The organism is Marinobacter daqiaonensis, from assembly GCF_900115285.1.
Classification (GTDB): domain Bacteria; phylum Pseudomonadota; class Gammaproteobacteria; order Pseudomonadales; family Oleiphilaceae; genus Marinobacter; species Marinobacter daqiaonensis.
In genome coordinates, this window is the sequence record NZ_FOYW01000001.1 from 1,485,971 (window position 1) to 1,505,233 (window position 19,263).

The window sequence follows — 19,263 nt, forward strand, 5'->3', positions numbered from 1 at the left end:
GTTGATTAATGAGAATCATTATTGTAAATTTTGCCGATCCTTTTGGTTCAGGTTGCCGGATGATCAGCTCGCGTGAATCTCGGCAGTATTACTAATTTTCAGGAGTTTTCTTTATGAGCATGCGCAAGGGCATAACGGCGGGGTATCTTGTGGCCGCCTGTTTCAGTGGCACGGCTATCAGCGCTGAGCAGAACCCTTCTGACAGTGACAGCCGGGAGAATGCCGCCAGTCTACCAACTCTGGAGGTTACCGGCGCCGAGCTTAAAGACTACCAGGATACCGACGAGACCTATCTTCCAGAGACGAGCAAGGCCGCTACCGGACTCACCTTGTCACAAAAGGAAACTCCACAGGCCATCTCTGTCGTCACGCGTGAGCGTATAGAGGATTTCCAGCTCAACAACATCAACAGCGCCTTCAGGGACGTCAATGGCGTGACGGTGGAAAGCGTCGAAACCGATCGTACCTATTTCACCTCGCGCGGCTTTGATATCCGCAATTTCCAGTTCGATGGCGTCAACATGCCACTGGTCCGTGACAATATCGTGGGTGACCTCGATACGGCCCCCTATGACCGGATCGAGGTTGTACGTGGGGCGACCGGCCTTCTCACCGGCACCGGTGACCCTTCGGCGGCGGTCAACTTCGTTCGCAAGCGCCCGACCGGGAAGAACGAAGGCGGAATTGACCTGACCTATGGCAGCTGGAACGATGCCCGTATCGAAGCCGATGCCTCTGTGGGTACTGGCGCCGTACAGGGCCGCGTGGCCGTCGCCAGTCAGGACAGGGACTCCTACCTGGACCGCTACGAAATGAAGAAGGACGCCTTCCATGCGGTTATTGAGGGCCACCTGAGCCCCCAGACCATCCTGACGGCCGGTTTCACCTACCAGGAATCGAACGCCGACAGCCCGCTATGGGGTGCTCTGCCTCTCACCTACGTGGACGGCAGCCAGGTCGACTATAGCCGTGACACCAGTACCTCCGCGGAATGGTCCTTCTGGAACACGGAGCGCCGCAACGCTTTTGTCGAACTCGTTCACACGCTGGACAATCAATGGCAGATCAAGGGCGTCATGACACGGATCGAGAACACCTCCGACGCCAAGCTGTTCTATGTGTATGAGGATCTCACAACACCGGAACCGGAACTGCTCGCCTATCCGAGCCTTTATGAGTACGACAACGACATGCGGATCTTCGACCTGTCCGCCAGCGGCCCCTACCAACTTTTCGGCCGCACCCATGAGGCGGTTATCGGCGCGAACTATTCCCGGTCCGACCTGTTCGACCTGTCACATTACGGCCGCGGCATAGGCACCGAGCTCGTAGGCGATCAGCCGTTTGACGGCAGCTACCCCGAGCCCCAGTTCGATGCTTTCCAGAACGGCAGTGACTGGAAGGACGAGTGGAAGTCCCTCTACGGCGCTTCCTGGTTTAATGTCACCAATCGGTTCAAGGCCATCGCAGGTGCGCGACTGACATCCTTTGACAGCGAAGGGGCCAGCTACGGCGTCTCAACGAACACTTCGGTGGACGACGAGGTTACCCCCTTCCTTGGCCTCGTCTATGACGTTACCCCTAATATTTCAGCTTATGCCAGCTATGCCGATATCTTTGAGCCACAGACCGAGGTGGACCTCAGCGGCGATCGCCTGGACCCCATTACTGGCCAGACCGTTGAGGCGGGCCTGAAAAGCGAGTGGTTCGGCAACCGCTTCTATGCCGCAATGGCGGTATTCCAGACTGAGGAAGACAATGTCGCTGAACAGGCGGGCCTGATCCCCGGAACCGCCCTGCCTTTCTTCACCGGCGTGAAGGGACTGGAAAGCGAAGGATTTGAAATCGACCTCGCAGGCGAGCCACTGCAGGGCCTGGAACTGGCAGGAGGTTTCACTTACGTAAACATCGAGCAGGACGGCAACGACGCCCTCACATACATCCCCAGCCGGATGGCTCGTGTCTCTGCGGTTTACGAACTTCCACCGGTCCAGGGTCTGAAGGTTGGCGCCAGCGTAAACTGGCAGGATGACATCGAGGAAACAGCCCCTGCGGGTGGCCGGGTCGAACAGGAGTCTTACGCTCTGCTTGACCTTATGGCGCGTTATGAATTCAACGAAAACTGGGCTGTCCAGGCCAACGCTTTCAATGTCACGGATGAAAAGTATCTGGCGAGTCTGCGTTGGGCCGGCAGCAGTGGTCAGGGATTCTACGGCGCACCGGCTAACGGCAGCGTCACCCTGAGCTGGAACTACTAGTTCCCCGATGAAGCCGGACCAAGGCAAAGTAGCAACTTACTGACCCGATAAACTCCGGTCGCCATCCAAAAAAAACCCGCCAGTCCGGCGGGTTTTTTTGTTTACAGGGCAGAACCGCCTCACACAGAAGGCAGCCCCGACAGTGCCATGCCAAGCTCGGCATCATCGTACTCGTAATCCCCCAGCTCACCGGCGAAGTAAGAGGTGTAGGCTGCCATGTCGAAGTGGCCGTGGCCACACAGGTTGAGCAGGATGACCTCAGAGGTACCCTCACGCTTACAGCGCAGGGCTTCCTCTATGGCGCCCTTGACCGCGTGGTTCGCTTCCGGTGCCGGCACAATGCCCTCGGCCCGGGCAAACAGCACTCCCGCCTCGAAACACTCCCGCTGGGTATAGGCCGTTGCTTCAAACAGGCCAAGCTCCTTGGCGTGGGACACCATGGGTGCCATACCATGATAGCGCAAACCGCCGGCGTGGAAGCCCGGCGGGGTGAATTGCGAGCCCAGGGTGTGCATCTTCGTCAGCGGGGTCATTTTGGCGGTGTCGCCGTAATCGTAGGCAAACTTGCCCCGGGTCAGGGTCGGACAGGCCGAGGGCTCCACCGCTACAATCCGGGATTTCTGACCGCCGCGGAGGGCATGCCCCATGAACGGAAATGCTATGCCGGCAAAGTTGGAGCCGCCGCCGGTGCAGCCCACGATGACGTCCGGCCATTCATCCGCCATCTCCATCTGCTGCATCGCTTCCAGCCCGATGATGGACTGGTGAACCAGCACGTGGTTGAGGACAGAGCCCAGGGCGTATTTGGTATTCGGATCCTGCACCGCCAGCTCCACGGCTTCGGAAATGGCAATGCCGAGGCTCCCCGTATGGTCCGGGTTCTCCGCAAGCACCTTGCGGCCAAACTCGGTCATATTGGAGGGTGAGGCCACGCATTTCGCACCGTAGGTTTCCATGACGGCCCGGCGATAGGGTTTCTGGTCGTAGGAGACCCGGACCTGAAACACGTTCACGTCCATGTCGAACAGGGAACCGGCAAAAGCCAGGGACGTACCCCATTGGCCTGCCCCGGTTTCGGTGGTCAGTCGATTGATGCCTTCCTGCTTGTTATAGAAAGCCTGCGGAATGGCGGTATTGGGCTTGTGGCTGCCCGCCGGGCTGACCCCTTCGTACTTGTAGAAGATCTTGGCGGTTGTGCCGAGGGCCTTTTCCAGGCCGTGAGCCCGATACAGTGGCGCCGGGCGCCACATCTTGTAGACCTCCCGCACGGGCTCCGGGATCTCGATCTCCCGCTCAGTGCTGACCTCCTGTTCGATCAGTGCCATCGGGAACAACGGCTCAAGGTCGGAGGGTCCTACCGGCTCCTTGGTCACCGGATGAAGAACGGGCGCCATGGGCTCGGGGAAGTCGGCCTGGATGTTGTACCAGGTTTTGGGCATCTGGGTTTCGTCAAGGAGGTATTTTGTTGTCATTTGGTTCGCATTCCTTCAAACACATCATTGGAGAACAGGAACATTACCATACTGGCTGTTTTACGAAACGGATTCGTATCAAAACCTGGCCTGCCGACGACCGTGAACATGGCCGCTTCATTAACAATCTGTCGGGCCTTCCCGGTTTTGCTTCTGTTAACATTTGTTTCAGTTTCCAAGGGGAAACCGGAACCCAATTGATAACCCAACAGGTGCAGTATGAAAAATGGAATTCGTGGGCTGACAGCAGCCGCAATGCTTCTGCCGGTTGCGGCCATGGCAGAGAGCCTCAGTTACTCTTACCTTGAGGGCGGCGTGGCACTCTACCCCGACTTCGAGTCCGAGGACTTTATCGGTCTCGATACCCGTGGTTCGCTGGCCCTCAACGAGAACGTGTTCGTTTTTGGCGGCCTCAAGTACCTCACCGATGATGTGGACCTCACCGCGCTCCACGTCGGCGGCGGCTATCGCCATGGGCTGGACGCCAGGACCGACCTGTGGGGTGGCGTGACCCTGGAGTATCAGGAACTGGACTGGAACAGCGCCGAAGTGGATGACACCGGCCTTGGCATTCGCGGCGGATTGCGTCACCAGTTGACCAATGAGCTTGAGGTTGGCGTCGGTGGCCGGGTTATCACCGGCGACCTGGATTACGTTGGTTTCACCGGCACGGCCCGGTACGCCATAGAGCGCGACTTCAAAGTGTTTGCAGAGCTGGATGTGTACGACGGTGAGCCCGGCATCATCGGTGGTGTGACCTTCGAGTTCTGAGTAAATCCCGGCCAGGAACCTCCCTCTGCCAGGGAGTCCTGGCCTTAAGGCCCCGCCTTCTTCACCGCCCTTCCAGCCACTGCCAGTCCATGGCCTGACGTTTTTTTGGACAACCTGCGTCGCCCAGGGGCCTCAGGCATGGATTTTTCCCGCCGCCAGGGCGTAAACTGCAGAACAGGGTTTCACAAAACAACCACAACAAGGCACCCTCAACGCAGCGCCTACCCCCAGGTACCATGGGCTGCGAAATGAGGTGCCACCGTCTGCTGATGGGGAGTTCAGACATGAGTGACATGACCATGGGCGCCAGTGACCGCGCCACCTTTACTGACATGAAGGAAAGCACCCAGGAAGACTGGGAGAAGATCGGCGGCTGCTACCGTGAGTTTGCCAAGGGCCACCCGGACCGCATCCTGGAGCACCTGAAACTTCTTGCCGGTGACTTCGGCGGTTTCAAGGTGGACCGCCTGACCCACTGCCTGCAAACAGCCACGCTGGCCCACCAGGATGGCAAGGATGAGGAATACGTGGTGTGCGCACTGCTGCACGACATCGGCGATACGCTTGGCGCCTTCAACCACGCCGACATCGCCGCCGCAATCCTTGAGCCCTTCGTCTCCGAGGAGAACCATTGGCTGGTCAAGCATCACGCCATTTTCCAGGGCTACTACTTCTTCCATCACCTGGGCATGGACCGGAATCTGAGGGAACAGTACCGGGATCACCCCTACTACGAGCGCACCCTGGAGTTTGTCAGCAAGTACGACTCCCCGGCTTTCAACCCGGATGGCGAGATCCTGCCTCTGGAGTTCTTCGAGCCCATGGTGCGGCGGGTGATGGCCAAGCCCAAGCGCTCCCTCTATAAGAACATTTCCAGTGAGGCGGAAGCCTGAGGCGGCGGTCGCTGTACAGTTAAAAAAAGCCCGGCCAACAGGCGTTGACCGGGCTTTTTTATGAGCTGAGGTCCGTCAGGCTATCTGCAGCAGCCTCAATAGCTGGGGCTTATGCCGTTCAGGCAGAATATCCTCGAGGGTATATTCGTCGAGGGCCTCAAGAAATGCCTGCAGGGCATGGGCGAAAGCCCCTTTCAGTCCACACACCGGAGTGATTGCGCAGTTCCCCTCCGAAGAGAAACACTCAACCAGATTCAGGTCCTGCTCTGTTTCCCGAACCAGTACGCCAATATTGATGGTGCGGGGGTCCCGGTGCAGCCTCATGCCGCCGCTCTTGCCGCGAACCGTTTCGATGTAGCCTTTCCGGTTGAGCTGGTGAACGACCTTCATCAAATGGTTCTTGGAAATCTGATAGCTATCGGCGATTTCCTGAATGGTGGACAGGCGATCTCTCTGGACCGCAAGATAAATCAGCACCCGCAGGGAGTAATCTGTGTAACGCGTAATATGCATCTGGGACTCCTGAACCCTTACTTCAGGGGCGGTACCCCTGTAACTTCATCCTGTGGGCCGTGTCATCAGAAATAACAACAGGCCCGAAAAGAACACTCCCGCCACAACCAACAGGATCGGGGGGGACCCCAACATCAGCAACATCGTCCAGCTGGACGTGAGCAGCACCGCCGCCGCCAGCTTGGCCCTCATGGGCACCGCCCGCCTTTCACGCCAGTTCTCTATGATCGGCCCAAAGGTACGATGCCCCAGAAGCCACTCATTGAACGCCGGCGAACTCCGGCTGGCCAACCATGCCGCCAGCAGCACAAAGGGCGTCGTGGGAAGCAGTGGCAAAGCAATGCCCGCAACCCCGAGTCCTAGGCTGCAATACGCCAGAATGCGGTAAACGGTTCTGCTCAACGGCCGCCTCCACCGTAAAGATGTGAAAAAAACACCGCACTGCCTTTCCTGTCGTGGGGTCTCAGGCCCCGCAAACCTAGTGGGGGGCGTAACTCCGCGAATACCGCCTGAAATCTGGTTCGGTAATGCAACTAATATCGTACCGGATTTCAATGCACAGGTCTCCCCAGATTCTTCAGGGATATCAGTCTGGTCACATAGGAGAGCTTGAGCCCGGTGGCAAAAACCAACGTGCCTATGTGGGCGGCGATCTGGGCCGGGAGGGTCAGCCAGTCGGCCAGCGGATAGGCCAGAGCCACCGTCATTACCGTACCCAGCACGCTCAACAGCAACGCGGTATTGGCGAAGCGCAACAGTTGTTCCATGAGCGGATCTGTCGTTCCCATAACTTCCTCCACTTAAACATCTATTTCACATAAATCTACTAAAGCACAGCGTAAAGATTTATTCAATATGATTGTTATGTCCTGACTCCAACCGAATCAGGCTCTGATACCCTTTTGGGGGTACCCACAAATTCTTGATCCATTTCAATGATTTTTAAAGATTCATTTTTTATACTTGTTTTTGAAAAAAACCAACCTCCTATCAACGGAAGCCCACGGAGACCCAACACATGGCAAACTACCGCCGACTCTGGCTTACCCTGATCGCCATACTGGCGATCACCTTTGTCCTGCTCGGATATTTTGGGGCGGAGGTCTATCGGGCAGCCCCCCCGATTCCCGCAAAAGTCGTCACAACCGACGGCGAAACCCTGATGACAGAAGACAGCATCCTCGATGGCCAGACAGCCTGGCAATCCGTTGGCGGCATGCAGCTGGGATCCATCTGGGGCCATGGCGCCTACCAGGCCCCGGACTGGACTGCTGACTGGCTCCATCGAGAGCTCACCACCTGGTTGGAGATTGCCGCCCGGGAGGAGTATGGGAAAAACTGGCACGATCTTTCCGGCCAGCAGCAGAATGCCCTTGAATACCAGCTGAAACAGGCCTATCGGACCAACGGCTACACGCCGGAAACCGATACTCTCGTGGTGGAAGAGCGCAGGGCCCTGGCCATTGCCGAGACCGCTGACTACTACAGCCGTCTGTTCAGCGACGACCCGCAACTCCAGCCAACCCGCGAAAATTACGCCATGAAGGAGAATACGCTGCCCAGCGCAGAGCGTCGTGAACGCATGACCGAGTTCTTCTTCTGGACCGCCTGGGCGGCTGCGACCGAGCGTCCCGGTAGCGATGCCACTTACACCAACAACTGGCCTCACGAACCGCTGATCGACAACAAGCCGACTGCCGAAAACGTTGTCTGGTCAGTCATCAGTGTCATCCTGCTGATCGCAGGGGTGGGGGGCCTGATCTGGGCCTGGGCCTTCCTGCGCAGACATGATGAGGAGGAGCCCGCCGCACCAATGAAGGACCCCCTCACCAGCTTTGCTCTTACGCCCTCACAGCGGGCCCTGGGCAAGTACCTGCTGCTGGTCGTTGGTCTGTTCACGTTTCAGGTGATGCTCGGTGGCTTTACTGCTCATTACACGGTGGAAGGCCAGAGCTTCTACGGTATCAATGTATCGGAGTGGTTCCCCTACTCCCTTGTCCGCACCTGGCACATCCAGGCGGCGCTGTTCTGGATCGCCACCGGTTTCCTGGCCGCGGGCCTGTTCCTGGCGCCCATTATCAACGGTGGCACGGACCCGAAGTTCCAGAAACTTGGTGTGGACATTCTGTTCTGGGCGCTCTTCGTGGTTGTCGCCGGCTCCTTCATCGGCAATTACCTGGCCATCGCCCAGATCATGCCGGAGCACCTGAGCTTCTGGCTCGGCCACCAGGGCTATGAATATGTCGACCTGGGGCGTTTCTGGCAGATTGGCAAGTTCATCGGCATCGTGCTCTGGCTGGTGCTGATGCTCAGAGGCATCGTGCCCGCGCTGCGCCAGCCCGGGGACAAGCACCTGCTGGCCCTGCTCACGGCATCGGTGGTGGCCATCGGGCTGTTCTACGGCGCCGGCTTCTTCTATGGCGAACGCACCCACATTTCCATCATGGAGTACTGGCGCTGGTGGATCGTCCACCTCTGGGTTGAAGGCTTCTTCGAGGTATTCGCCACCGCCGCACTGGCCTTCATCTTCTGCAGCATGGGCCTGGTCTCCCGCACCATCGCAACGTCCGCCAGCCTGGCCTCTGCCAGCCTGTTCATGCTCGGTGGCGTGCCCGGCACCTTCCATCATCTGTATTTCTCCGGCACCACCACCCCGGTGATGGCCGTGGGCGCCACCTTCAGTGCCCTGGAAGTGGTCCCGCTGGTGGTCCTCGGCTATGAGGCCTGGGAAAACTGGCGCCTGAAGAACCGCGCCCCCTGGATGGAAAACATTCGCTGGCCGTTGACGTTCTTTGTCGCGGTGGCCTTCTGGAACATGCTGGGTGCTGGCGTCCTCGGCTTCATGATCAACCCCCCGATTGCGCTCTACTACATCCAGGGACTGAATACCACGCCGACCCACGCCCATGCGGCTCTGTTCGGAGTCTATGGTTTCCTTGCACTGGGCTTCAGCCTGCTGATCCTGCGCTATATCCGTCCCCAGATCGTGTTCGACGAGCGCCTGATGAAGATCGGTTTCTGGTGGCTGAACATCGGTCTTGTGCTGATGCTGTTCACCAGCCTATTGCCTGTGGGTCTGATCCAGTTCGTCGCCAGCGCCAGCGAAGGCCTGTGGTACGCCCGCAGCGAAGCCTTCATGCAGAGCGATCTGCTGCAGTTCCTGCGCTGGTTCCGCACCGTGGGCGATGTGGTCTTCATTGTTGGCGCCCTGGCTGTTGCCTGGCAGGTGGTGAAGGGCGTTCTCTCTCCCACTCTTGTCACTCCGGTGATCGGCGAGTCAGACGAAGCGCATGGCAGCCAGTTACAGGCCTGAACGAGAAATGGCCGGTCAGGGACGACCTGCCCCACCCCGAACCGATAACCAGTGAAACCGGAGTTTGATCATGACGACACAAGCATCCCTCGAAAGCACCAGCAATGAAGAGCTGATCGAGCACATCCTGACCCGTTTCCACGACACTCATCGTGAGCAGCTACCCGAGCTGATCCAGCTTTCCGAGCGTGTGGAGCGGGTCCACGGTGGCCACCCGGACTGCCCGGCCGGGCTTTCGGCACACCTGCGCAACGTCAGCGAGGAACTGGAGACCCACATGGCGAAGGAAGAAAAAATCCTGTTCCCCATGATCACCCGCGGCATGGGTGCCATGGCTGCAGGTCCGGTATCGGTCATGCGGAGCGAACACGAAGAGCACTCAGCGGCCCTGGAGAGACTCCACACCCTCACCAACGGACTGACCCTCCCCGAGGGGGCCTGCCGCAGCTGGCAGCGACTCTACTCCGGTCTGACCGCATTTTGCGATGATCTCAGGGAGCATATCCAGCTGGAAAATGGCCTGCTGTTCAGCCGCATTGACGGTCAGAGCTGATCGGGATACTCCCGCAGGGGTATCGGATTCGATGCCCCGGTTTGCCATACTTGCACTATCCTCTAGGGACAGATACGCACACCGAAGCAACAGGAACGACGCCAATGCCCAACTCCAAGCTGACAGACCGTTTTGGTCGCACCGTCAACTACGTGCGCCTGTCCGTCACTGACCGTTGCGACTTCCGCTGCGTCTACTGCATGGCCGAGGACATGACCTTTCTGCCCCGCCAGCAGGTACTGACCCTGGAAGAGATAGCCCGCCTGGCCCGCACCTTCACGGAACTGGGCACCGAGAAAATCAGGCTGACCGGCGGCGAGCCGCTGGTACGCAGAGACATCCTGGAACTGGTCAGGGAAATCGGCAGCTACGGCCTGCGTGACTTCGCCATGACCACCAACGGCAGCCAGTTGCCCACCATGGCCGATGACCTGCGCCGGGCGGGCATGCACCGGCTCAACATCAGCCTGGACTCACTGGATCCGGACAGGTTCCGGCGCATTACCCGTACTGGCAAGCTGTCCCAGGTACTTGATGGCATCGACGCATCCCGGGAAGCGGGCTTTCGCGGCATCAAGCTCAACACGGTGGTGCTGAAGGGCCGTAACGATGACGAGGTGCCTGAACTGGTGGATTTTGCCCGCCGCAAAGGGGTCGACATCACCTTCATCGAAGAGATGCCCCTGGGAGAGATCACCGAGCATGACCGGAGTGTGGCTTTCTGCAGCAGCGATGAGGTCCGGGGTATTATCCGCCAGCACCATGACCTTGTTCCCGCCACAGAGGACTCGGGAGGTCCGGCCCGTTACTACCGCATGCCCGGCAGCCAGAGCCGGGTTGGTTTCATTTCTCCCCATTCCCATAACTTCTGTTCCACCTGCAACCGGGTCCGGGTGACCGTTGAGGGCCGGTTGTTGCTTTGCCTCGGCAATGAGCATTCGGTGGATCTGCGGCGGGTGCTGCGGGGCAACCCCGTTTCCGACGACAAGCTCAGGCAGACCATTATTGACGCCATGGAGCTGAAGCCCGAGAAGCATCACTTCGAGGTTGGGGGGGATGTTCAGATTCTTCGGTTCATGAATATGACTGGCGGCTGAAGCCTGCTGGTTCTGGTGGCTGGCGGTGGGGTAAGGGGGAGCTTTCTCCGCCGCAATTCACGGCCCATCCATCGGCCGGCCTTGCTAAAGCGACATCCCTGTCGCAGCTGCGAAAGCTCCCCCTTACCCCACCGCCGACGTGCATTTCTGCCAGCCTCCTGTCGACAAAAAACAACTACTCAACAGCTTAGTCAGGATAAGGCCAGACCTGAGTTCGAGCGAATCTTGCGGTGTCGGAAAAGTCTGAGGTGGGCTGTCCCTGGGAGGTCTTTCAGAGCAGGGCCATGGATGGCCCGGTAGCAAGCCCGGCCAGGGATGGCCGTGAATTGCGGCGGCGAGAGACCTCCCAGTGCCAGCCCGCCACCACCAAACTCACCAGGCCCGCTCAAAAAACTACATGGCAGCCCCGAAACTAAGGTGCTCCATGGTAATCCCATCAAACGGCACCACCTCGCCACCGTACTGCCCGGCAAAAGTCTCGGCATCCGACTGAGCCGCAAAAGAGGCCAGGGTGGGGCCCATGGCGCCGGTCCGCTCAGAACCCACAACAAACCAGGCCTCCCGGGCATCAATCAGGGCCGTATCATCCGGATGCTCCCAGTCAGTCTGGGCCATGTCATGGACATAGAGTGTGTAATCCCGATTGATGTTCTCCGGCTGCATTGCCCACGAGAACATGTCGCGAGTGGAGCAGAATTTACGAACCTGCGACTCCTCACCCGAAATCGCCTGGCCCTTTGGGCCGGGGAAGCGGGTAATGGCCATGCCGCAAACATGGCATTCATCGCCGGACTCGAAATGAACCGGATCTGGCCTGGCCTGCGCCGTCTCCTCCGAACCCGAGCAGGCCACCAGGATGCTGGTCAGAATCAGGATCAGACCGGTACGTATAAGGGGTAACATATTCATCGACAGACTCCAGATCAGATACGACGGTTTCGGAAAAGGGCCCAGGCGCCCGCCAGGGGGACCACGAACCAGACCACCAGGGCCGCCCAAAGGCCGGCGGGGCCCATGGGCAGGTCCGCGCCCAGGCTCAGCACACCGGTCAGCCGGGCACCCCCTTCAAAGGCGACAATGTTCAGCAGACGGTAGATATCCGTGGGGTTGAGCAACAGCAGCCAGGGCAGAAGGTCGGGGTTCAACCTGCCCTCGCTGGCCACGAGGATGCCCAGCAACACCAGGTCGAAAATCAGAACGAAGAAGAACCAGATCGCCAGAGCCAGACCCGCGGCCAGGGGCTTCTCGCTCACCCGGACGCTGACGAGGTACGCGAGGGCGATAAAGCCCCAGCCCAGCAGGATTGTCGACAGGATGAACCGGAACATGGCCACCGCCAGAGCGCCGACAGCCACTTCGTTAACAAGGAGGGCGATCGCCACTCCAGCCACACCGAAACCGATCAGGGTCGCCAGTGCCAGGGTCAGGCCATGGCCCAGGAACTTGCCGAACAGGAGCTGACCCCGGCTCAGGGGATAGGTCATCAGCAACAGCAACGTGCCGCCCTCTTCCTCCCCTACAATCGCATCGTAGGCCAGCAGCAATGCAATCAACGGGATCAGGAAGATACCCAGGCTGGCCAGACTGGCGATGGTCGCAGGCGTGGATGCGTAACCCACCGTACCCGACGCCGCCGCACCGAACCATGCGATGCCCAGGGCCAGGGTGGCGAAAACGATGGCAATGGCGATCAGCCAGCGATTGCGGAGGCTGTCAGCCAGTTCCTTGCGGGCGATGGTCCAGATACTGTTCATTGGACACCTCCCCGATGAGCCAGACCACCGGATCCGATAAAATGCACGTAGATGTCCTCCAGGGTGGGTTCCGAGATATCCAGATCCCGTACTTCGCCGGTCGCCAGCAGACGCCGGACCATCGCCATTTTCTGCAGCGGGGCCACTTCGATCCTCAGGCTGCCATTCCTCTTTTGGGTCACACTGGCGTTCAGGCCGGAACCCATGACGGCCGCTTCCAGCTGATGGTTTCCATCCGCCGGAATAACCGAAAGCACCACCGGCATGTTGGCCTGGCGTCGCAACGCCGTCAGGTTACCGGCGGCCTTGAGCGTGCCTCCGGTCAGGATGGCAGCGCGATCGATATAGGGCTCCACCCCTGGCAGCACATGGGAGCACAGCACGATGCCGGTGCCGGCGTCCCGCAGGGTGCGCAGCAGACGATAAAGATCGGCGGTGGCCACGGGGTCCAGGCCGACGGTCGGCTCGTCCAGCATCAGCAGCTTTGGTTTTCCCAACAGGGCCTGGGCCAGGCCAAGTCGCTGTCGCATGCCTTTGGAGTAGGTCTTGACCCGCGAGTGGAGTGCGTCCGCCAGGCCCACCTGCTCCATCAACCGGGGCACCTGCTCCAGGGAGGCCCCTTTGAGGCGGGCAAAGTGGTTGAGGATCTCGCTACCGGTCAGTTGCGGGTAGAACATGACATTCTCGGGAAGGTAACCGATGTGCTGGCTGACCTCCGGGGCACCGGCCGTGCCGCCCAGCACAGAAACCGTGCCCTGCTGTGGTGTCATCAGGCCCAGGATCAGCTTGATGGAAGTGGTCTTGCCGGCGCCATTGTGACCAAACAGCCCAAGGATTTCTCCGGGCTCCAGCGCCAGGTCAATGCCGGTCAGCACCGGCGATCGACTGTAACGATAACTCACGTTTTCAAGACGAAAACAGCTCATGGCTTCTCCCCACGCAGGGTTTCAGGTAGGTGCATCAGGGGATAGGAGTCACTGACGCCGGCGGCCTTGACCACCGGGAAGGCCTCCTGCACCCAGCGCAGCGTATCCACCGCCGGGCTATGCATCAGAATCCGAGCCTCCGGATAGGTCCACAGGAGCCGGTCCACATTGTCGTTGGGTTCATAGGGCACATCCCCCAGACCATCCTGGTCCCGGTCCCAGCCCAGGTAATCGCTCCAGTAGTTGCCGCGGCCGTCCTTCGACCACTCCTGGGTGCGGGTGGCCACGTATTTCACCTGGTGCTGGTTATTCACGAAGGCGTTGCCGAATACCTCGTTCTCCTCGGAACCGGCGGTCAGATGGATACCCAGGTTGCTGTCCGCAAAGACATTGTTTTCAAAGGTGTTGTAGAGAGAATTGTAGATAAACACCGCCTTGCCCTCAGCCCCGGAAATGGCCACCCCGCCGGTCTGTCCCTGGGACACGCCGGTGACCACGTTGCCCCGCAGGGTTGAGTGGGTGATGAAGTTCATCAGAATGCCGTAGTTCTGGTCATTCTCGGATCGGTTGTTGATCACCTTCAGCCGCTTGCTCTGCATCAGCGCATAACCGGTCCGGGTGCCAGACGTGACGTTGCCTTCCAGCAGATTGTCCATCGAGTACATGTAATGGATGCCATAGCGCAGGTCCGCCATGGTGTTGCCACGAATGATGTTGTTGTTGGCAGTCTCGATGTAGATGGCATCGCGGGTCTGCCGGATGTCATTGTCTTCGATGAGAGCACCGGTGGTGTTGAACAGGTGGATGCCATTGCCCCGGTCCTGGGACCGCAGGCGGACATCGCCCCGCACCAGGTTATTGCGCACGACCACATCCGGGGCTGCATCCAGCCAGACACCAAAGGCCGGGCCATGCAACCGGTTGTTCTCCAGAACCGCGCCGGTGGCCTCCCGGGCCACAAAAACTCCCGCATCCAACTGATTCAGATCCCTGCCCCAGTTACGGATATCACAATCCGCCAGGGTAATGCCCGGTGCCCGGATATGGACGGCGCTACCAGAGCCACCGCCATCAATCACGGTTTGCGGAGCACAGGTTACCGTTACATCCGGCACTCTGATGGTCAGTGGGGGGAGCTGATCCGCTGGCAGCTCAAACGATGCGCCGGACTCCAGCGCATCAAGCTCCTCCTGCAGGTCCGCGTTGGCGGTCAGAGCGAACAGAGCGACTGTCAGGGCCACTCCATAACGCGATAGTTGAAGCATCAGGGTTTCTCTGGAAATAACTGTGTGGCGACTTGCACCAAAGCCGGAACAAGCCAAGGGGAGAGGGCTTTCCTGGACCGTGCGGAGCCATGGATGGCGGAGCCCGAGCGACACAGGGACGTGCCTTTGGGAGCGTGTCCAGGAAAGCCCTCTCCACTTGGATTGTGGCTCCCAAGCAGACAGGCTGGGGCCCAAATAAGGAACCCCAGCCAATTCAGCGCATCAGGCCTTCTCAACCAACATCCGTCCGCCCATCTCCATATGCAGAGCGTGGCAGAACCAGTTGCAGTAGTACCAGTACACCCCGGGCTTACCGGCGGTAAAGGTCACGGACGCCGTCTGCTGCGGGCTGATTTCCATGGAGACGCCATGGTTTACCATACAGAAGCCGTGGGTCACGTCCTCGATGGTGTCCAGGTTGGTCACGTACACAGTCACCTCGTCCCCTTCCTTCACCTTGAACTCGGTCACGCCGAATTGAGGCGCCACCGAAGTCATATAGACCCGCACCTTGTTGCCATCGCGGATCACCGTGTTGTCGGCCTCAAGGGTGACGCCGTCCTGCTCGGCCTGCTTGCGGCAGCTGGCAAAGTACGGATCGTCACGATCATAGATTTTCTTCGTCTTGATCTGGTCACGGCGCACCAGGATGCAGTCATGGGGCTCGGCATACGTGGGGCCATCGTGAACCAGCTTCATCTCCTCACCGGAGATGTCGATCAACTGATCGTTCTCGGGATGCAGCGGCCCCACCGGCAGGAAGCGGTCCTTGGAGAACTTGGAGAGCACGACCAGCCACTTGCCGTCAGCGTCCCGGGACTCGGTCAGTGACGCGTGGTTGTGGCCGGGCTGATAATGTACGTCCAGCTTCTGGCGGATGTAGTTGACGTCTTCGCCGTTGTAATGTCGGATGGCGTCGGCAATGTTCCACTTGCACACCTGGCTGTCGATGAACAGCGTGGTGTAGCCATTGCCACGACCGTCAAAGGTGGTGTGCAGCGGACCGAGGCCCAGCTCGGGCTCGGCTACAATGGCATCACGCAGCTCGATCCTGTCCGCAAAGATATCGTCCAGTTTCTCGATGGCGATCACCGAGACTGTCGGTGACAGCTTGCCGTTGGCGATGAAGTATTTACCGTCCGGAGAAGTGTTCAGGCCATGGGGGTTCTTCGGAACCGGGATATAACGGGTCAGCTCAGAACCCTTGCGCCCGTTGACCACTGGCACCTTCGAATCGCCGATCGTCCTGAAGTCACCATTACGTACAGCTGCTTCAATTCGTTCGATATTGAACACCACGACCCAATCCCTGTCATTACGCATGGTGCCGGCAAGATCGACGGCCTTCTCGGAGTTGTAACAGGTGGAGGCGGCGTACTTGCCCGTGTAGTCGGCGTCGGCGTTGTCCAGGTTACCGTCCACAAGCACCTGCCACGCAACCTCCATGGTATCCGCATCAATGGCGCTGAACATGGTGTAGCTCTTGTCCAGGCTGTATTCACTGCCATCATTGGGCTGCGGAATCACGAATTCGGCATTGCAGAACACGTAATTGGTGCGAGGCACCTTCTGCAGGCGCAAACCATGAATCGCCTGGACGTTGGGCACGTGGGTCACCTTGTCGGTCTTCATGATATCCAGACGGATACGGGCAATCCGGGTGTTGGCCTTGTCGTTGATGAACAGGTACTTGCCGTCGTAGCGACCGTTTTCCATGGAGACATGGGGGTGATGGCAGTCGCCGTTCAGGTACTGCCGGTCACCACCAAGGATTTCCTTGCTCTCATTGGTGATACCCCAGCCGCTGGCGGAGTCCACGTTGAACACGGGGATACGCATCAGTTCCCGCATGGAGGGCACACCGAGGACACGCACCTCGCCCTGGTGACCGCCACTCCAGAAGCCGTAGTACTCATCCAGTTCACCGGGGGCAATGTGGTACTTGCTCTTGGCCTCGTTGACCGCTGCCGCCCAGGACTCCCGCGTCATGACCGCGCCGCCCAGTCCCGTCGCGCCGACAGCACCCGCCAGGGCCGTGGCACCGAGAAACTTGCGACGACTCAGGCCGCTTTCCGGGATGGCTGATTCAAGTTCTTCTCTTTTTTTCATAACATCCGACTCCGTCATTGGTAGTGGCAATCTCATTACTCTTTTCACTGCTTTTTTCACGTCACCTGGGTCACTGGAATCTGATCCGGCCGGCCCGGGGAATTCTGGCCACGACGCTTGCCGCGGCGCTTGACGATCAGTGGCGGACACTTGTGGTCGTCGAAGTAGGTCATCTGGCAGTCCAGGCAGTAGTGGCACTCCTGGTAATTGATGGTGCCGTCGGGATGGATCGCCTGAACCTCACACTCTTTCTCACAGAGACGGCAGGGGTGGCCGCACTCCTTGCGTCTCTTGAGCCAGTCGAACACCCGGATCTTGGTGGGCAGGGCCAGGGCGGCACCGAGAGGACACATGTACCGGCAGAACACCTTGCGTGTGAAGATATTCACCGCCACCAGCAGCACCGCATAGGTGACAAAGGGCCAGCTGCGATCGAAGCGCAGGGTTATGGCTGTCTTGAAGGGCTCCACTTCCGCGAGTTTTTCGGCGGTGGCCATGGAGTCCAGTGAAACCCCGAACAGCACCAGCAGAATGATGTACTTGATGGCCCAGAGCCGCTCGTGGATTGCAAACGGCACCGTGTACTGGGGCACTTTGAGCTTTCGGGCAATCTCGTTGACCAGCTCCTGCAGGGCACCGAAAGGACACAGCCAGCCACAATAGACCGCCCTTCCCCAGAGCAGAATGATGCCGGCCACCACCGCCCACAGCACAAAAATGACCGGATCAATCAGGAAGGTTTCCCAGGTGAAGCCGCTGAACAGGCTGTGCACGAAAGTGAGCACATTCACCACCGACAATTGCCCCAGGGCATACCAGCCGATAAAGAACAGGGTGTAGGTCAGAAAAGCGTGTCGGATCCAGCGGGTAACCTTCGGCTTTTTTACCAGCCAGTCCTGGAAGAACAGGATGAATAACAGGAAGATCAGGCCTGCACCCAGTACCGCCACCTGGAACCGCTTTTCGTACCAGACCTGCACCCACATGGGCTGTTCCTCCAGCCACTGCTCACGGCTGAGCTCAACTTCCGGGCGTGTGAAATACCTGTCCGGCAACTGGTAGGAGAGCGGGAAAACCTGGAATTCGCTGTCCAGGGGGCCGGTCTGGCGCTTGACGGTCAACTCAAGGGTCCACTCGGTGCCCGGGTCGAATTTGTATTGCTGGCGGATGATGAAAATTGCCAGTTCCGAAAATTCCGGCATCCCCCGGGCATAGACATCGCTCAACCGGTAGTAGTCGAGGTCCCGGAAATTGAAGGTATCGCCGAACTGTCGGATCTGGATCCGGTCGAAAATACCCCCCCGGACATAGCCGGATCCCTTGAAGGAGTATTCGCCCCTGGCCATTACGGCAATGGCGTGCTCCCCTTCCTTCAATTCGTCCATGAGCCACTGGTACTGCTTCTCGCCCAGCAGGTTACGACCGATGGTGGGTACATTGAGATAGGTGGTATAGAGGTCGATCAGAGGCTCGTCGCGCTGATCCGCCGGGACGGTGTCAACCCCCTCTGCGTCGGTGCCCTCGAAGGAATCATCCACCTGGCCGTGGGTGAGCAGCAGGCGCCGGACGGATCCGTCACCGGTGAGTTCCTGCCAGCTCTTCTCTTCAAAGGTATCCGTTTTCACCTCCGACACGGGCGGGCGGGCATCTCCGGCACCTTCCACAAGGCCCAGTTCGTTTCCGACCCGGTGGGCACTCTTCATGATGACTTCGTTGATCACCATGACGGTGACCGTCGCGCCGGAGAGTCCATCCACCGATACCCGGGTGTCAGAGGATTTGCCCCCCACAGTGACCCGCTGATCGGCAGCAAGCCCGGTATACTGGTCTGTGAACTCGTGCATCTCACTTTCGGGGATGCCGATCAGCAGGATGGGTTCGTCGTGGTGAATGACCCGGGTGGCGCGGATTTCGCCTTCGGTGTCCAACACGACGGTGGCGTCCAGAGGTTTGCCGGAGTACGCCGGTGTCTGCAGGAAGTCCAGTGTCTGGTAGGTGTAGCCAACCAACTCATCGCCCGCCCGAAGTTCCTTGATGGCCCGGTTACCGTCGACCGGGGTGACGTCGGTTACCGCCGGGAAGGCGCTGGTGATCACCTGACGGGCCTTGACGGGCTCATAGCTGCTCAGGGGCATGGCGGCCACCGCTCCAGCCGCAAAGGCCCAGAGCCATAGGACAACGCGGATCATTCGTTCGACTTCCCGGGTAAAACGGTGCTTTGGCACAACCCCTCCGAACATCGATGCCACAACATTCATTTATATGACATATATGTTATAAGTCATCCCGAAGAACGGATTTGATATTGTTCAAGTTCGAAGCTCTGTTGGAAAAAAAAC

The 19,263-nt window shown here is 59.1% G+C and carries 17 protein-coding genes; 6 read left to right on the plus strand and 11 right to left on the minus strand.

Going from position 1 to position 19,263, the window contains the following annotated elements; translation table 11 throughout:
• The first annotated feature begins 113 nt into the window (after positions 1-113).
• Complete coding sequence (locus BM346_RS06870; RefSeq protein WP_092010079.1) at positions 114-2,258, plus strand: TonB-dependent siderophore receptor; 2,145 nt, start codon at positions 114-116, stop codon at positions 2,256-2,258.
• A 119-nt stretch (positions 2,259-2,377) separates the two neighbouring features.
• On the opposite strand, the gene BM346_RS06875 is transcribed toward BM346_RS06870, so the two are convergent.
• Complete coding sequence (locus tag BM346_RS06875) at positions 2,378-3,730, minus strand: TrpB-like pyridoxal phosphate-dependent enzyme (RefSeq protein WP_092010080.1); 1,353 nt, start codon at positions 3,728-3,730, stop codon at positions 2,378-2,380.
• Positions 3,727-4,008 carry a hypothetical protein gene (locus BM346_RS17910; RefSeq protein ID WP_139229911.1) on the minus strand — a complete coding sequence of 94 codons (282 nt, stop codon included), beginning with the start codon at positions 4,006-4,008 and terminating at the stop codon, positions 3,727-3,729. The genes BM346_RS06875 and BM346_RS17910 overlap by 4 nt, the downstream gene beginning before the upstream one ends.
• On the opposite strand from BM346_RS17910, the gene BM346_RS06885 reads away from it, so the two are divergent.
• Both BM346_RS06885 and BM346_RS06890 read left to right on the plus strand, forming a co-directional pair.
• The gene (locus BM346_RS06885; protein ID WP_139229912.1) at positions 4,007-4,501 is read left to right on the plus strand and encodes a hypothetical protein; all 495 of its coding nucleotides are present in this window, start codon (positions 4,007-4,009) and stop codon (positions 4,499-4,501) included. The two genes, BM346_RS17910 and BM346_RS06885, sit on opposite strands and share 2 nt — an antisense overlap.
• Before the next feature lie 284 nt (positions 4,502-4,785).
• The gene (locus BM346_RS06890) at positions 4,786-5,394 is read left to right on the plus strand and encodes an HD domain-containing protein (protein ID WP_092010086.1); all 609 of its coding nucleotides are present in this window, start codon (positions 4,786-4,788) and stop codon (positions 5,392-5,394) included.
• A gap of 75 nt (positions 5,395-5,469) precedes the next feature.
• On the opposite strand, the gene BM346_RS06895 is transcribed toward BM346_RS06890, so the two are convergent.
• The 3 genes from BM346_RS06895 to BM346_RS06905 all read right to left on the minus strand — a co-directional run bounded on the left by BM346_RS06895 (position 5,470) and on the right by BM346_RS06905 (position 6,695).
• Complete coding sequence (locus tag BM346_RS06895; protein WP_092010088.1) at positions 5,470-5,907, minus strand: Rrf2 family transcriptional regulator; 438 nt, start codon at positions 5,905-5,907, stop codon at positions 5,470-5,472.
• A gap of 45 nt (positions 5,908-5,952) precedes the next feature.
• Positions 5,953-6,309: a YbaN family protein gene (locus tag BM346_RS06900; RefSeq protein ID WP_092010090.1), complete on the minus strand. Its 357-nt coding sequence runs from the start codon at positions 6,307-6,309 to the stop codon at positions 5,953-5,955.
• Positions 6,310-6,458: 149 nt separating this feature from the next.
• Entirely contained in the window at positions 6,459-6,695 is a 237-nt protein-coding gene (locus tag BM346_RS06905) for a hypothetical protein (RefSeq protein WP_227662873.1), read from the minus strand.
• A gap of 230 nt (positions 6,696-6,925) precedes the next feature.
• On the opposite strand from BM346_RS06905, the gene BM346_RS06910 reads away from it, so the two are divergent.
• From BM346_RS06910 to moaA, 3 genes are all read left to right on the plus strand, one after another.
• Positions 6,926-9,220: a nitric-oxide reductase large subunit gene (locus BM346_RS06910; RefSeq protein ID WP_092010094.1), complete on the plus strand. Its 2,295-nt coding sequence runs from the start codon at positions 6,926-6,928 to the stop codon at positions 9,218-9,220.
• 70 nt (positions 9,221-9,290) lie between these two features.
• On the plus strand, positions 9,291-9,773 hold the full coding sequence (locus BM346_RS06915) for a hemerythrin domain-containing protein (protein ID WP_092010096.1): 483 nt from the start codon (positions 9,291-9,293) through the stop codon (positions 9,771-9,773).
• A 104-nt stretch (positions 9,774-9,877) separates the two neighbouring features.
• Positions 9,878-10,870 (plus strand): GTP 3',8-cyclase MoaA, encoded by a 993-nt coding sequence (moaA, locus tag BM346_RS06920; protein ID WP_092010098.1) that lies wholly within the window; start codon positions 9,878-9,880, stop codon positions 10,868-10,870.
• A 393-nt stretch (positions 10,871-11,263) separates the two neighbouring features.
• On the opposite strand, the gene BM346_RS06925 is transcribed toward moaA, so the two are convergent.
• From BM346_RS06925 to nosR, 6 genes are all read right to left on the minus strand, one after another.
• Positions 11,264-11,779 carry a nitrous oxide reductase accessory protein NosL gene (locus BM346_RS06925; RefSeq protein ID WP_227662872.1) on the minus strand — a complete coding sequence of 172 codons (516 nt, stop codon included), beginning with the start codon at positions 11,777-11,779 and terminating at the stop codon, positions 11,264-11,266.
• Between the two features lie 14 nt (positions 11,780-11,793).
• On the minus strand, positions 11,794-12,624 hold the full coding sequence (locus BM346_RS06930) for an ABC transporter permease (RefSeq protein WP_092010100.1): 831 nt from the start codon (positions 12,622-12,624) through the stop codon (positions 11,794-11,796).
• On the minus strand, positions 12,621-13,550 hold the full coding sequence (locus BM346_RS06935) for an ABC transporter ATP-binding protein (protein WP_092010102.1): 930 nt from the start codon (positions 13,548-13,550) through the stop codon (positions 12,621-12,623). The genes BM346_RS06930 and BM346_RS06935 overlap by 4 nt, the downstream gene beginning before the upstream one ends.
• Entirely contained in the window at positions 13,547-14,815 is a 1,269-nt protein-coding gene (locus tag BM346_RS06940; RefSeq protein ID WP_092010104.1) for a nitrous oxide reductase family maturation protein NosD, read from the minus strand. Before BM346_RS06940 ends, BM346_RS06935 begins: the two co-directional genes overlap by 4 nt.
• 222 nt (positions 14,816-15,037) lie before the next feature.
• Complete coding sequence (nosZ, locus tag BM346_RS06945; protein WP_174805148.1) at positions 15,038-16,924, minus strand: TAT-dependent nitrous-oxide reductase; 1,887 nt, start codon at positions 16,922-16,924, stop codon at positions 15,038-15,040.
• Between the two features lie 56 nt (positions 16,925-16,980).
• Positions 16,981-19,059 carry a transcriptional regulator NosR gene (nosR, locus tag BM346_RS06950; RefSeq protein WP_228704321.1) on the minus strand — a complete coding sequence of 693 codons (2,079 nt, stop codon included), beginning with the start codon at positions 19,057-19,059 and terminating at the stop codon, positions 16,981-16,983.
• Positions 19,060-19,263 lie beyond the last annotated feature (204 nt).